At 61.2% G+C, this 13,190-nt stretch carries 13 protein-coding genes; 4 read left to right on the forward strand and 9 right to left on the reverse strand.

Annotation, left to right across the window (positions count from 1 at the left end; genetic code table 11):
- Positions 1-12: 12 nt before the first annotated feature.
- From AC2FME_RS08155 to guaA, 7 genes are all read right to left on the reverse strand, one after another.
- Entirely contained in the window at positions 13-966 is a 954-nt protein-coding gene (locus AC2FME_RS08155) for an alpha/beta fold hydrolase (protein ID WP_496712311.1), read from the reverse strand.
- Positions 956-1,873: a homoserine O-acetyltransferase MetA gene (metA, locus tag AC2FME_RS08160; protein WP_496800150.1), complete on the reverse strand. Its 918-nt coding sequence runs from the start codon at positions 1,871-1,873 to the stop codon at positions 956-958. The genes AC2FME_RS08155 and metA overlap by 11 nt, the downstream gene beginning before the upstream one ends.
- 37 nt (positions 1,874-1,910) lie before the next feature.
- Entirely contained in the window at positions 1,911-2,783 is an 873-nt protein-coding gene (locus AC2FME_RS08165) for an ATPase (protein ID WP_496800151.1), read from the reverse strand.
- Positions 2,784-2,832: 49 nt separating this feature from the next.
- Positions 2,833-3,729 carry a DMT family transporter gene (locus AC2FME_RS08170; protein ID WP_496800152.1) on the reverse strand — a complete coding sequence of 299 codons (897 nt, stop codon included), beginning with the start codon at positions 3,727-3,729 and terminating at the stop codon, positions 2,833-2,835.
- 98 nt (positions 3,730-3,827) lie between these two features.
- Entirely contained in the window at positions 3,828-4,940 is a 1,113-nt protein-coding gene (locus tag AC2FME_RS08175) for an OmpP1/FadL family transporter (RefSeq protein WP_496800153.1), read from the reverse strand.
- Positions 4,941-5,059: 119 nt separating this feature from the next.
- Positions 5,060-5,944 (reverse strand): DMT family transporter, encoded by an 885-nt coding sequence (locus tag AC2FME_RS08180; RefSeq protein ID WP_496800154.1) that lies wholly within the window; start codon positions 5,942-5,944, stop codon positions 5,060-5,062.
- A gap of 113 nt (positions 5,945-6,057) precedes the next feature.
- Complete coding sequence (gene guaA / locus AC2FME_RS08185) at positions 6,058-7,617, reverse strand: glutamine-hydrolyzing GMP synthase (RefSeq protein WP_496680807.1); 1,560 nt, start codon at positions 7,615-7,617, stop codon at positions 6,058-6,060.
- 82 nt (positions 7,618-7,699) lie between these two features.
- Here guaA and AC2FME_RS08190 point away from each other — a divergent pair, with 82 nt between their 5' ends.
- Together AC2FME_RS08190 and AC2FME_RS08195 are read left to right on the forward strand one after the other, a co-directional pair.
- Positions 7,700-8,137 carry a GNAT family N-acetyltransferase gene (locus tag AC2FME_RS08190; RefSeq protein ID WP_496800155.1) on the forward strand — a complete coding sequence of 146 codons (438 nt, stop codon included), beginning with the start codon at positions 7,700-7,702 and terminating at the stop codon, positions 8,135-8,137.
- 140 nt (positions 8,138-8,277) lie between these two features.
- The gene (locus AC2FME_RS08195) at positions 8,278-9,822 is read left to right on the forward strand and encodes a trimethylamine methyltransferase family protein (protein ID WP_496800156.1); all 1,545 of its coding nucleotides are present in this window, start codon (positions 8,278-8,280) and stop codon (positions 9,820-9,822) included.
- On the opposite strand, the gene AC2FME_RS08200 is transcribed toward AC2FME_RS08195, so the two are convergent.
- Entirely contained in the window at positions 9,823-10,122 is a 300-nt protein-coding gene (locus AC2FME_RS08200) for a DUF6477 family protein (RefSeq protein WP_496800157.1), read from the reverse strand.
- Between the two features lie 238 nt (positions 10,123-10,360).
- On the opposite strand from AC2FME_RS08200, the gene AC2FME_RS08205 reads away from it, so the two are divergent.
- Positions 10,361-11,458, forward strand: a complete 1,098-nt coding sequence (locus AC2FME_RS08205) for a DUF6456 domain-containing protein (protein WP_496800158.1) — start codon at positions 10,361-10,363, stop codon at positions 11,456-11,458.
- 60 nt (positions 11,459-11,518) lie between these two features.
- Positions 11,519-12,442, forward strand: a complete 924-nt coding sequence (locus AC2FME_RS08210; protein ID WP_496741348.1) for a LysR substrate-binding domain-containing protein — start codon at positions 11,519-11,521, stop codon at positions 12,440-12,442.
- Between the two features lie 48 nt (positions 12,443-12,490).
- Here AC2FME_RS08210 and AC2FME_RS08215 read toward each other — a convergent pair whose 3' ends face one another.
- Positions 12,491-13,039, reverse strand: coding sequence for a peroxiredoxin (locus AC2FME_RS08215; RefSeq protein ID WP_496727570.1), 549 nt, complete (start codon positions 13,037-13,039; stop codon positions 12,491-12,493).
- Positions 13,040-13,190: the final 151 nt, after the last annotated feature.

Consider the following 13,190-nt stretch of genomic DNA (forward strand, 5'->3'; position numbering starts at 1 on the left):
TTGCTGGCCGGGCTAACGCAAACCGGCACGGTGCGCTGCCCGCTCGATGGCTGCGGCCACCTCGGACGCGGCGACGACCTGTGGCATGTGGCCGATGCCCTGCAGTTCGATCAACTCGGCGCCCGGTATCCGATCGCGCAGGCGCCGCGAGTGCCAGTCCAGCCCCACGGTGGTATCGGCAGTGCCGTGGACGATCTCGGTCGGGGCCGAAATTTCAGGATAGCGCGGTTCGAGTCTCGTGACTTCATCCAGCAAGTTGGCGCGCTGTTTGGCATTGGCGTGCATGGATGCGCGGCGCAATGTCAGACCGGGACCGAAATGCTGGGCATAGCCTGCAGGCGTTTTTTGTGGAGCAAACACGGTACCCAGCGCTTTTTCGACATACCACTCCGGCACGAAAGCGGTAATCAAAGGCAGGAGCACTGCGCTGCCCCAGGCCGTCGATGAGACGCCATTGAACGAATCCAGCGGGGTTTCCCATGGCACCGCTGCCGGGGCGATCAGGACCAGAGCCAAAATATCTTCCGGTCGCGTCACCGCCCAGGCAAGGGCGACCGAACCGCCATAGCTTTGCCCCGCGACGATGGGTTTGTCAGCCCCCAACCGGGCCGCGGCCCTTTGCAGGATGTCCGCCTGTTCGACGATGGTTTCGCCGGCAGGATTGAAGCTTTGCGAATATCCAAGGCCGGGTCGGTCGAACACGATGACACGAAAAGACCTGGCCAGTATCGGTGCCAGCGCAAAGGTCATGTCGCGGGTGTTGCCGCTGGAGCCATGTATCAGCACGACGTCAGGCCCCTGACCCATGACCACCGCATGGACGGCGATACCGTCGATGTCCAAGATTTGCCCCTCGGGCGGGAAGTCGGCCAGGGCTCGGGATTCCCGCTGGGCCGCAAGCCAGAGGGTCACCGCCGCCAGCGTTGCAGCGGCCGCGGTGAACAGTATCAGCGCCTTAACGGCCAATTTCGTTCATGTCGAACGGGGTGGTCTGGTAGATCTCGTTGATCCAGTTCCCGTACAGAAGATGCGCGTGGCTGCGCCAGCGGTTCTGCGGAGTCCGGCTGGGATCGTCGTCGGGGTAATAGTTGATCGGAACGTTGATCGGCGTGCCGTTGGCGACGTCGCGGTCATATTCCTGTTTCAGTGTGTCGCTGTCGTATTCGAAATGGTTGAAGATATACAGAGCCCTGTGTGCGGGGTCCTCGACCAGGCAGGGGCCGACCTCGTCACTGCCCAACAGGGTGGTCAGGCCGGGGGCGGCGTCGATCTCGCCCTGTCGCACCTCGGTCCAGCGGCTGACGGGGATCACGCAGTCATCCGAGAAGCCGCGCAGAAACGGCGAGGCAGGCGCAAGGTTGCGATGCCGGAAACAGCCGAAAGCCTTGGCCGGAAGCATATGCTTTCGGACCCCGTGGAAGTGGTAGATCATCGCCATCCCGCCCCAGCAGACGCCAAATGTGGAATGCACGTTGGTCTGGGTCCAGTCGAACACCTCAGTCAGTTCATCCCAATAGGTCACGTCGGAGAAATCCAGATGTTCGATCGGGGCGCCGGTGATGATCAGCCCGTCGAATTTCTGGTCCTTGACCTCCTGGAAAGGGCGATAGAACTCTTCCATGTGCTCGGCGGCGGTGTTCTTGGTCTGATGTTCGGTCATCCGGATCAGCGACAGTTCGATCTGAAGCGGGGTTGCCCCGATCAGCCGCGCGAACTGGTTTTCCGTCTGGATCTTCTTCGGCATCAGGTTCAGCAGCCCGATCTTCAGCGGCCGTATGTCCTGCCGCATGGCCTGATCCTCGGCCATGACCATGACGCCTTCCTTGGTCAGGACGTCAAAGGCGGGCAGGTCAGAGGGGATCTTGATGGGCATGGCTCAAACTTCTGGTTGGTCCGGTGAGAGGCTCTAGTTAGGACGCGGCCCGGCGGGCCTCAAGGGTGCGTTCGATCAACTCGTCGAAATCACCGGCATCGCGTACCTGTCCGATCTGGTCGGTAGTGACGGTCACGCCCCAGTTTTCCGCCATCGCCCGATACCGCGGTTGGCGATGCGCAAGCGCCTGGGCATAGGTCCAGCGGATGAAGTCATCGGGGTTCACGTCAGCCTCGGCGCAGCCGTGCCGATCCAGGTAGTCCTGCCAGACGCGCGTCAGGAATTCGACCTGGTAGGACATGGGCTTGGGGGCCTTGTCAAAGCGACGGATCAGCTCGGCGGTGTGGTCGTCATCGCCCTTGATCCAGATCATCAGCGTATGGTGCGACAGTTCCGACAGCACGCGATCCGCCGGGTCATCGGGATCGACCCATTCACAGATCGACCCGCCCGTATCGCAGATGAAATGCGGATAACCGTACAACCGCTGCGCGCGGTCGATGAAATATTCGGTGTCCAGCAGGGCGTGGATCTCGGCCAGCCGGAACTGTTCCTGCCGGCGCCGGTATTCGGGCATGGGCAGGCCGCCCAGGTCCGGGTTTCCGGGCTTGCCCAGATAGGCGGACACGGGGGTCAGATTCTCGAACGAGATATTCGAGCCGATATAGATTGAATCGGTCAGCAGCAGATCGCGCAGAAACGGCACCTTCATCGCCTCGGCCTTGGCGTTGTCGGTGATGTATTCTCCCATATAGCGTGTACCGATCCGGTAATCGATCGAGTAATGAAACCAATCGCCGGATTCGCGCAGGATATTCGAGACATAGGTCTTGCCCAGCCCCGACATCCCGAAAAACAGCACCTTCTTTCGTGCAGCCTCGCGCCATTCCCGTGCCGAGCCGTAGATCATGTTCCGCCGTCCCTTGTTTTGCCCTAGCTAGAACGCAGGGCGCGCGGCGTCAATCGCGCCGCCCGGATCGACTGAGGATCGTCAAGCCTAAGGCAAGAACGCCGAACCCCAGATAGGCGTTGGGCGGAAGGGCCTCGTTTCGGACCAGGGCGCCAAGCGTGATCGCCACCGGAGGGATGATCAGCGTCACCAGCAGCAGATTGCCGCTGCCCGCCGCCGCGAGGACGCGGTAATACAGCAGATAGGCGCCGGCCGTCGCCACCACGGCGAAATAACCAATGGCCAGCCAGGTCTGGGCGGGCAGGATCAGGGCGGGTGGGCCGTCGACCGTCAGCATGATCGGCAGCATGAAAATCGTGGATCCGGTCAACATGCCGGCGGCCGAGACTTGCGGCGGCAGCCCGGACAGGTGAAGCCGCGCCCAGACCGCCGCCATTGCATAGGATACGGTGCCGGCCAGAATCGCCAGTTGCCCCATGCTTTGCAGGTCAAAGCGCAGCAGACTGCCGATGCCAATCGTGATGGAGACGCCGGCGAATCCGAGTATCACCCCGATCAGGCGGGGCGCCGAAAGCCTTTCGTCGGGAAAGACCGTCGCGGCGGCCAGAACTCCGAAAATGGCCGTGGCGGCGTTCAGGATCGACGTCAGGCCGGTATCCACATGAAGCTGACCCCAGGCCATCAGGGTGAAGGGTAGGGCATTGTTCAGCAGCCCCATGACCAGGAATGCGCGCCAGACCCTCCAACTTGTCGGCACGGGCAGCCGCTGGATCAGGACCAAGGCCCAAAGAGCCAGCGCCGCCCAGAAAACCCGGTGAAACACGGCGGTGATCACCGGGATCGAATCCAGTGCGATTCGGATTGCAAGGAACGACCCGCCCCAGATCAGGCCCAGCAGTAATAGTTCGGCCCCGGAGCGGGGTGAGAGTGTTTTTTGTCGTGTCATACAGGCATTTTCCACAGCCCAGCAGGGCAATCGACCCGGATCATGCGAAAAACCCCGCCACTTGGGCGGGGTTCATGTTTTCAACCGTTTGGCGGTCTTCAGTTCAGCGCATAGGTGATCTGGAAGCCGACGCTCCAGGCGCTGTTGCCGGTGAAGGTTGCGGGAGTACCGGGCGCACCGTCCGCTGTCGCGTCGCCCAGATCGGTATAGCGTACGCCGCCCGAGATTTTCGCCTTCTCCATCGAGTAGGTGCCGCCCAAGCCGATGCTCCAGAAACCGTCGGTGGGGCCGAGGTTGGAAACAGGTTTGTCCGTCGACGACTCGTAGCCAAGGGTCACCGCACCCGAGAACTCGTCGGTGAACTGATAGCCGAGGCCCAGCGAATACGTCCACGTCGCGTCGTCATAATCGACCAGCGGGTTTGCTGGGTAGGTTGGCGGAGCGTAGACGGTCTGAGGCCAGTCGACCCAGCGTACCGATCCAAAAAGAAGGGTACGTGGTGCAACACCAGTTTGGAAATCTAGGTTCACAGACTGTGGTGTTTCAATGGTACTAGATGTTTCGGTGGTAAGGGCTCCACCAGCAAGTGTCTCAGTTTGTGATAGGTCGTGGGAAATCTTCGAGTTGTAGGTCAGTGCCACTCGAGCTGCGATTTCTGGTTTTTCCCAGGCAACGCCGATGACATACCCCAGATCGGTCGCCGCGTCGGTGCTTACAGTGTAGTCACCTGTGATTGGAACCCCGACGTCGGCTTTAACGCGCTGCACCCGCAATCCGCCCAATGCACTGAGACCGTTGTCGAATTTATAGCGGAACAATGCCGTAATCGCGTCGGTATCTGCTTTTGCACGGAGCACATCGTCCGCGCCGCCACCCTGGGAAAGGGGATAGCTTGGTGCATACGCAATATCGGCGCCATATGGCTGGTCGTAGATCAACGCAAAATCAAGCTGATCATTCAGAGCCCGCTTGTATCCCAAATGTGGGGTAAAAAAGTCATTTGTGACGTTTCCCGAGTCAACAGGTTGCCCCAGTGGAGGTCCCGGCATCGTGCCGCTTACATCCGGATTTGTATATCCCAGACGAAACTGAACAACTGATCCTTCCTCGAAAATCAGGTTGATACCTTGACCGCTGCGGTCAAGACCGCCTGCCTGTACTGCCGTTGCCCCCGCGCACAACGCGCACGCTTGTAGCAGCGCTTTTTTCATCTGTTCCTCCCTTTTCACTATCCGGTGCCACGTCACTTTTGTGGTGAGTGGTTGTGGCGATGAATTCGATGAACCCTATTCACGCGGAGTTTAAAAAAACGTCAACCTATGACCGAACGTTAGTTGTTTTGTGTACCCCGATGTCGTGTTGCAGAATTGCTACGGCCTTCGGCTCGAACGTTTAGGAAAATACCGCCGAAAATCACGGCAGCTCCCAGCAGTGTCCAATGGTTGAGCGGTTCGCGATACAACAGCATCCCCACAACCGCGATCGTCGGCAGACGTGCAAAGTCGAACGGGATCACGACGCTGGCGGGCGCGATGGCCAGCGCGTTGGTGATGCAGAAATGCGCCAACAGCCCCGCCAGCCCGACCAGCAGCAGGAAGGGCGCTGTTTGCAGGGTCGGCGCCGCGATCTGCCCGTCGATACCCGATGCAGCAAGCCCCATGACCGCCTGCATGCTGGTCAACCAGAAGACGATGCAGCCAATGCTGGCGAACTGTGTCAGCTTTTTGGTCGAAATCGTTGTCAACGCAAAGAAAACCGCCGAGGCTGTCGCGGCCATCACTCCCGGCGAAATCGAGGTGGCGCCGGGGCGGGTCACGATCAGTACTCCGACAAACCCGATCACGGCCGACAGCGCGCGTGTCGGGGTCAGGCGCTCGCCTAGCAACAGGGGCGACAGCAGAATGACCCAGATCGGCTGCGTGAATTCCAGCGCGAAAACCTGCGCTAGAGGAATGACACTGACCGCGTAGAACCACAGGTTCTGGCCCGCGAAATGCACCGTGTTACGAACAAGATGCAGCCCGAACCGCCGGGTCGAAACTTGATGCCATTTTTGGGTCAGCGTCAGAATGGTGGCGACCACGATCACACCGACGACGCTGCGGTACATCATGATCTCGAACGTATCGTGGACGGCGCTCAGCTCGCGCCCCGCAACGGCCATAGAGGAAAACGACGCGATGGCGCCGGTCATCCACAGTGCCGTTTTGACCATCGTCCTTGCGTTCTCATTCATTCCGAATCCCTGCGCTATCGCCGGAGAAGCGAACCAGACACAGGCGGTTGGAACAACAACAAAAAAGCCGGGTCAGGGCCCGGCTCTTCGTGTCATTCCCATTCGATCGTGCCAGGAGGCTTGGATGTGATGTCATAGGTGCAGCGGTTGATGCCCTTGACCTCGTTGATGATCCGGGTGGCGGTTTCGCTCAGGAATTCGTGGCTGAACGGGTAGTAATCGGCCGTCATTCCATCGACAGATGTCACCGCCCGCAAGGCGCAGGCATAGTCATAGGTGCGCCCGTCGCCCATCACGCCGACCGTGCGCACCGGAAGGATCGCGACGAAGGCCTGCCAGATCTCGTCATACAGGCCATGTTTGCGGATCTGGTCGATATAGATCGCGTCGGCCTCGCGCAGGATTTGCAGCTTTTCGCGGGTGATCTCGCCCGGGCAACGGATGGCCAGGCCCGGTCCGGGGAAGGGGTGGCGGCCGATGAAGCTGGGCGGCAGGCCCAGTTCACGGCCCAGCGCGCGCACCTCGTCCTTGAACAGCTCGCGCAGCGGCTCGACCAGCTTCAGGCCCATCTTTTCGGGCAGGCCGCCGACGTTGTGATGCGATTTGATCGTGACTGACGGGCCACCGGAAAACGACACCGATTCAATGACATCTGGGTAGAGCGTGCCCTGGGCCAGAAACTCGGCGCCTTCGATTGTGTCGGCATGCTTCTGAAACACGTCGATGAACAGCTTGCCGATGATCTTGCGCTTCGTCTCGGGGTCCGAGACGCCCTCGAGCTCGCCCAGGAACAGCTCGCTTTCATCCGCGTGGATCAGTTGGATGTTGTAGTTGTCGCGGAACATCGAGACGACTTCCTGCGCCTCGTTCTTGCGCAGCAGGCCGTGATCGACGAAAACGCAGGTCAGCTGGTCGCCGATCGCTTCGTGGATCAGAATCGCCGCGACCGAGCTGTCGACACCGCCCGATAGACCGCAGATCACCTTCTTGTCGCCGACCTGTTCGCGGATCTTGCGGATCATCTCGTCGCGATAGGCGCCCATGGTCCAGTCGCCCTTGAACCCGGCCAGTTTCACGAAATTCTCGTACAGTTTTGCGCCCTTGGGGGTGTGGTGCACCTCGGGGTGGAACTGAACGGCATAGAAATGGCGGTTGGTATCGGCGGTGATCGCAAAGGGCGCGTTGGGCGAGGTGCCGAACACCTCGAACCCCGGTGCGATTTGGCTGACATGGTCGCCGTGGCTCATCCAGACCTGTTCTTTGCCATCGGTGAACCAGCCCTCGAGCAGGTCGAGCTTGCCGCGCGGCGTCACGAAGGCCCGCCCGAACTCGGCGGTGCCGTGGCCGCTTTCGACCTTGCCGCCCAGCTGGTGCATCATGACCTGCTGGCCATAGCAGATGCCAAGGATCGGAACGCCATAGTCGAAGATCTCTTGCGGAACACGCGGCGAACCTTCGCGGGTTACGCTGTCCGGTCCGCCCGAAAAGATGATGGCGCGCGGGGCCATGTCACGCACGAAATCCATCGTGACGTTCTGGTAGGGGTGGATTTCGCAATAGACGTTCAACTCGCGCAGGCGGCGCGCGATCAGCTGCGTCACCTGGCTGCCGAAGTCGATGATCAGAAGGCGGTCATGGGATGTCTCGGTCATACCCGGCCTTTAGGTCGGAAGCCTTGCATGTGCAAGCGCCTTGACGTCATTTGGCGGGAAAGAGTGACGCGGAGCGCACCGAATGACCGAAATCACGCTTAGACCTGCTGTTGTGGGGGACACGGACTCCATTCGCGCATGTATCCGGGCCGCCTATGCGGACCCGGCGGCGCGGATTCCCGATCTGCCAGACGTCGCGGCCAGCCTCGAGGATGACATTGCGCAGCATAACGTCATCGCAGCCGAGGTGCATGGCGAGATTTCGGGTGTTATCATCTTCGGGCCCGTGGGGCAGGCGATGATGGTGTTCAACCTGGCGGTTTCGCCGGTTGTACAGGGGCAGGGGGTGGCCCGCAAGCTGCTGGCCCAGGCGGAAGCCCAGGCCATCAGGTCAGGGTGCGACCGGTTGAAGCTGACGACCCACCGCATGATGAAGGATACCTGCGCGATGTACCGGCATCTGGGCTGGAACGAGGTCGCCGCGCAGGGCAACAAGGTCTTCTTTGAGAAACCCCTGTGATCCCCGAATGCGCCAGATCTGAGGGGTTGACCTGACGCACCATGTCGCTTTTTCCCCCAATGCGCCGGAAATCACATCTGATGGCGCGCTAGATTCCAGTAACACACATACCAACCTAAACAGTCACACGGGGTCATCTGATGACAGAGGCAAACACCCGACGCAGAGCGCGCGGTGGCGGCGGCGCCGCCCGCCGGGCCGAACGCACGGCGGTTCGGATCGAAACGGCGAAATACATCGAGCGCAACATTCCGAACTTTGAGGTTCTGAACGACGAGGCGCTGGAGATCATCGAAACCAACGCGGAGACCGTGCTGGAAGAAGTCGGCGTCAATTTCGTCGACAACCCGGCGGCACTGGAACGCTGGCGCGACGCCGGGGCCGATGTGGACGGGGAACGGGTACGCATCCCGCGGGGCCTTGCGCGCGAGTTGATCAAGACCGCGCCCAGCCAGTTCACGCAGCACGCCCGCAACCCCGAGAAATCGGTGGTGATCGGCGGGCGCAACCTGGTGTTGGCTCCGGTCTATGGACCGCCCTTCGTGCGCGATGCCAAAGGCGGGCGCCGCTATGCCACGATGGACGACTTCAACAAGTTCGTGAAACTGGCCTACATGTCCAAGTGGCTGCACCACTCGGGTGGCACCGTCTGCGAACCCACCGACATTCCGGTGAACAAGCGGCATCTCGACATGCTTATGGCGCATATGACGCTGTCCGACAAACCCTTCATGGGTTCGGTGACCGATCCCAGCCGGGCGCAGGATTCGGTCGAGATGTGCGAGATTCTGTTCGGCAAGGAGTTCGTGCAGGAAAACACCGTGATGACCTCGCTCACCAACATCAACTCGCCGATGACGTTCGACGACGTGATGATGGGGTCGCTGGAAGTCTATGCGCGCAACAACCAGGCCTGCATCATCTCGCCCTTCATCGTGGGCGGCGCGATGGCGCCGGTCTCGGTCGCGGGGACGCTGACCCAGGTGCTGGCCGAGGTTCTGGCCGGTGTGGCCTACAGCCAGATCATCCGTCCCGGCGCGCCTGCCATCTTTGGCGCTTTCGTGTCATCGATCGACATGAACTCGGGCGCGCCGACCTTCGGCACTCCCGAAGCGTCGCTCATCACTTATGGTGCGGGCCAACTGGCGCGTCGTTTGAACCTTCCTTACCGCTCGGCCGGGTCGTTCTGCGGCTCGAAACTGCCGGACGCACAGGCCGCATACGAAACCGCGAACTCGCTGAATACGGGCTTGCTGTCGGGCGTCAACTTCATGTTGCATGCCTGCGGCTGGCTGGAGGGCGGCCTGGTGGCGGATTTCGAGAAATTCGTGATGGATGCCGACCAGCTTGGCGTTCTGCACGCAATGGCCAAGGGCGTTGCATATGATGAGAACGCGCAGGCCATGGACGCAATCCGCGAGGTGGGGCCGGGCGGTCACTACTTGGGCTGTGCCCATACCCAGGCCAACTTCAAGGACGCGTTCTGGAAGACTGAGCTTCTGGACTACAAGCCTTTTGAAACCTGGGAAGAAGAGGGCGCGCGCGACACGCGCACTCTGGCCTCGGCCCGGGTCGAACATCTGCTGGCCCATTACCAGCAACCGCATCTCGACCCCGAGAAACTGGCCGCGCTGACCGCCTATGTCGAAGAAAAGAAAGCGTCGATGCCCGACGCCTTCTCCTGATCAGTGACAGGCCGGGGCGCGGCTGGCCTGATACAGCTGCGCCTCGCCCGCCAGTGCGATCAAAATGTCCAGGTGACGGACCAGAGAATAGGCCGGATCGTTGATGCGCCGCCGGTCTTCCATCTCGCGCTCCAACTCCAACAGCCGTATCAGCGCCGCCCCCGAACCGGGCAGGGCGCCAAAACCCAGCACACGCTGCAAATGCCTGTTGCGGTCGTAGTCCCGTGCCCCCAGTTTGGCCGCCCGAGCCAACAGGCGGGGACGGCGAAGGGATGTGATCATCGTGGTCAGGTCCTGCATCGGGCAATCCTTTATTCTATGTTGGATGCCTCACTGTTGCACAACCTGAACGGGTGTTGCCTTGTTCGGGCTCTCTCCGAACGATGGTTTCACCACTGTTTATGATTTTGAATCAATTCTGGTTGGCGCCGTTGGTGGTTAACGAACGAGTAACGAAACCAACCCTAGTTAGATTTGGTTAACACTTTATCCAACGGCGGATACTGGCAGTTTGGTTTGTCGACGAGGGCGTACAACAATGGACAACATCATGGCTTCCACCGTTCCAACCTGGGTCCCCGAGGGCGCGCAGCGCTATCTCGCCCATACCGAAGCGGGGCGGTCGATCCGGGATCTTGCACGATCGGCCGGATGCCACGCGTCAACCATACTCAGGCAGATCCGACGCATCGAAATGCGGCGCGACGATCCGCTGGTCGATGCAGCATTGCAATCGCTTGCGCAAACCCATTTCGCCGACCAGAGCCGGCGGCAAGAGGCAGACGAAGAGCCCACGCCGTGCGAATTGACGGCCGAAGACGAGGAGTTCGACCGCGAGGCCCTTCGCGTGCTGCGCCGCCTGTGTGAAACCGGCGCTGTTCTGGCCGTTGCCGAGGACATGGACAAGGCCGTCGTGGTGCGCGATAGCGGGGCGGCCGGCGCGACCCGGACCGCCGTTGTCGATTGCAAGATCGCCCAGGCCTTGGCTTTGAAAGACTGGATCTCGTGCGACAATCCCGGACGGATCAGCCGCTATCGGATCACCCCGACAGGGCGAACGGCGCTGGGTCAGTTGATCGCGGATGCGGAAAACCGAGCCAGGGCAAGGGCGGAATTCGGCATGGCCGAGGCTCCGGCAGCGTTTCAGCATCGCAACGCGGCACGGCCGAGCCACGCCCCGCGCGCGCGTCGGATCCGCTACACTGCCGCCGAAAGCCCTCTGGTCGCTTTGGCGCGTCGGCGGGACCGGGATGGAAAGCCGTTTTTGGATGAAAGTCTGGTGCGCGCCGGCGAACGGCTGCGGGAAGATTTTGAGTTGGCTCAGTTGGGGCCACAGGTCACGCAGAACTGGGACAGGTTCCTGACCGGCGGCGGGCGCGTCGGGTTCGAGGGCGATGCGCCGGTTGCGCGGGGGTCCTCCGAGGCACGCGACCGCGTGGCCCGCGCGTTGTCGGATCTGGGGCCGGGGCTAAGCGATGTGGCCTTGCGCTGCTGCTGCTATCTGGAAGGGTTGGAACTGGCCGAGAAACGCATGGGCTGGTCGGCGCGCTCGGGCAAGATCGTGCTGCGGATCGCGCTCCAGCGGCTTAAGCGGCATTACGAAATGCAGGCGGAGAGCGACCGGCGGATCGGGTGATCTGCCGCGAACTTCATTGGTTTTGCTTGCGATAGCCGTCGTAGGTGATAGTCAGGGATTATGAATTTCACCCTCAGACAGCTGCAATACTTCCGCGCTGTGGCCGAGCAGCGCAACTTTGGCCGGGCTGCTCAGGTGTGTCACGTTTCTCAACCGGCACTATCGGTGCAGATCCGGGCGTTGGAAGACATCATGGGCGGGCCGCTATTTGAAAGGCGCGCCCGTGATGTTCTGCTGACGCCGTTGGGGCGCGATGCGCTTGAGCACGCACGGCGCATTTTGGGCGCGGCCGAACGGTTGGATCGGTTTGCGCGTGACAACTCCACCGGGCATCGCAGTCTGTCGGTCGGTTTGATCCCGACCGTCGCACCGTATCTGTTGCCGGGTGTCCTTGCTGGTCTGCGGTCAGCGGATGTGTCCCTGCGCGTGCAGGTGCGAGAGGCGCGCACCGAGCGGCTGCTGTCGATGCTGAAAGCGGGAGAGATCGACGCCGCCGTGCTGGCCCTGCCGGTGGGTTCGCGCGGCATGGACGAGGTGCCTCTGTTCGAGGATCGCTTTCTGCTGGCTGGCAGCGAGACACGCCTGAACAGCCTGACCGTCAGCCCCGACGCTCTGCGCCCAATCGACCTGAATGCAGCCCAGCTGATGCTGCTGGAAGACGGGCACTGCCTTACGGATCAGGCGCTTGAGGTGTGCGGTCAGGACCGGACCAGCGCCCATATCAACATGGGCGCATCGTCATTGGCCACGCTGTCGCGGTTGGTGGCCGAGGGGTTTGGCCTGACCCTGATCCCTGAACTAGCGGCGCGTTCCGAGACCAAAGCCGTTCCGGGGCTGAAACTGCTGCGGTTCGGCGCCCCGGAGCCCGCTCGGCAGATCGGCCTTGTGCGGCGCGACTCGTCGGATGGGGCGGTGTGGTTCGGTCAACTGGCCCAGGTGATCCGGCAGGTAGGCGAAAGCATCGTGTCAGAAACCCGGAACTAAAAAGGGCCCGCACTTGGCGAGCCCTTTGCATGGAGGGTGGTTGACGCCTCAGGCCATTTCGGGCTGCTGGGCTTTTTCCAGGTGCTTCATCAGGTTTTCGGGCGACGAAACGCCATAGGGGTCCTCGGGGCAGTTGTCCATCAGGCCGGGCTCTTCGAACCACGCCTCGACCACGCCATCGTTGATGATGGCGGCATAGCGCCACGACCGCATGCCAAAGCCCAGATTGGCCTTGTCGACCAGCATACCCATCTTGCGAGTGAACTCGCCCGACCCGTCGGGGATGACCTTGACGTTCTTCAGCCCCTGATCCTGTGCCCATTTGTTCATGACAAAGCTGTCATTGACTGACATGCAGTAGATCTCGTCGATGCCCTTGGCCTTGAACGCCTCGTAGTTGTTCTCGAACCCCGGCAGTTGGTAGGTCGAGCAGGTGGGGGTGAACGCACCGGGCAGCGAGAACAGGATGACCCGCTTGCCTGCGAAGTAATCGGCCGTGGTCTTGTCTTCCCAGCGGAACGGGTTGGGCCCTTCGATCGAGTCGTCGCGCACGCGGGTGTGGAACGTCACGTCGGGTAGCTTGGCACCGGTTTTCATGGGCATCTCCTGTGATTCACATTTATTCGGCCCGTGGGTTAAAACGATTCCAAACCGGCTTCAACACGGGATGTGCTGCGTTTGCGAAAATCCTCTTGTATGCTGAAAACATGTCGAAATCAGCGTCGATCTCCTAGAAAATCGCGCTTTC

The organism is Ruegeria sp. BHSC026 (genome assembly GCF_059613065.1).

Excerpts from the sequence above, each read along its gene's own strand:
- metA (WP_496800150.1), bottom strand. The coding sequence starts at position 1,873 with ATGCCCATCAAGATCCCCTCTGACCTGCCCGCCTTTGACGTCCTGACC.
- AC2FME_RS08165 (WP_496800151.1), bottom strand. The coding sequence starts at position 2,783 with ATGATCTACGGCTCGGCACGGGAATGGCGCGAGGCTGCACGAAAGAAG.
- AC2FME_RS08170 (WP_496800152.1), bottom strand. The coding sequence starts at position 3,729 with ATGACACGACAAAAAACACTCTCACCCCGCTCCGGGGCCGAACTATTA.
- AC2FME_RS08175 (WP_496800153.1), bottom strand. The coding sequence starts at position 4,940 with ATGAAAAAAGCGCTGCTACAAGCGTGCGCGTTGTGCGCGGGGGCAACG.
- AC2FME_RS08180 (WP_496800154.1), bottom strand. The coding sequence starts at position 5,944 with ATGGTCAAAACGGCACTGTGGATGACCGGCGCCATCGCGTCGTTTTCC.
- guaA (WP_496680807.1), bottom strand. The coding sequence starts at position 7,617 with ATGACCGAGACATCCCATGACCGCCTTCTGATCATCGACTTCGGCAGC.
- AC2FME_RS08190 (WP_496800155.1), top strand. The coding sequence starts at position 7,700 with ATGACCGAAATCACGCTTAGACCTGCTGTTGTGGGGGACACGGACTCC.
- AC2FME_RS08195 (WP_496800156.1), top strand. The coding sequence starts at position 8,278 with ATGACAGAGGCAAACACCCGACGCAGAGCGCGCGGTGGCGGCGGCGCC.
- AC2FME_RS08200 (WP_496800157.1), bottom strand. The coding sequence starts at position 10,122 with ATGCAGGACCTGACCACGATGATCACATCCCTTCGCCGTCCCCGCCTG.
- AC2FME_RS08205 (WP_496800158.1), top strand. The coding sequence starts at position 10,361 with ATGGACAACATCATGGCTTCCACCGTTCCAACCTGGGTCCCCGAGGGC.
- AC2FME_RS08210 (WP_496741348.1), top strand. The coding sequence starts at position 11,519 with ATGAATTTCACCCTCAGACAGCTGCAATACTTCCGCGCTGTGGCCGAG.
- AC2FME_RS08215 (WP_496727570.1), bottom strand. The coding sequence starts at position 13,039 with ATGAAAACCGGTGCCAAGCTACCCGACGTGACGTTCCACACCCGCGTG.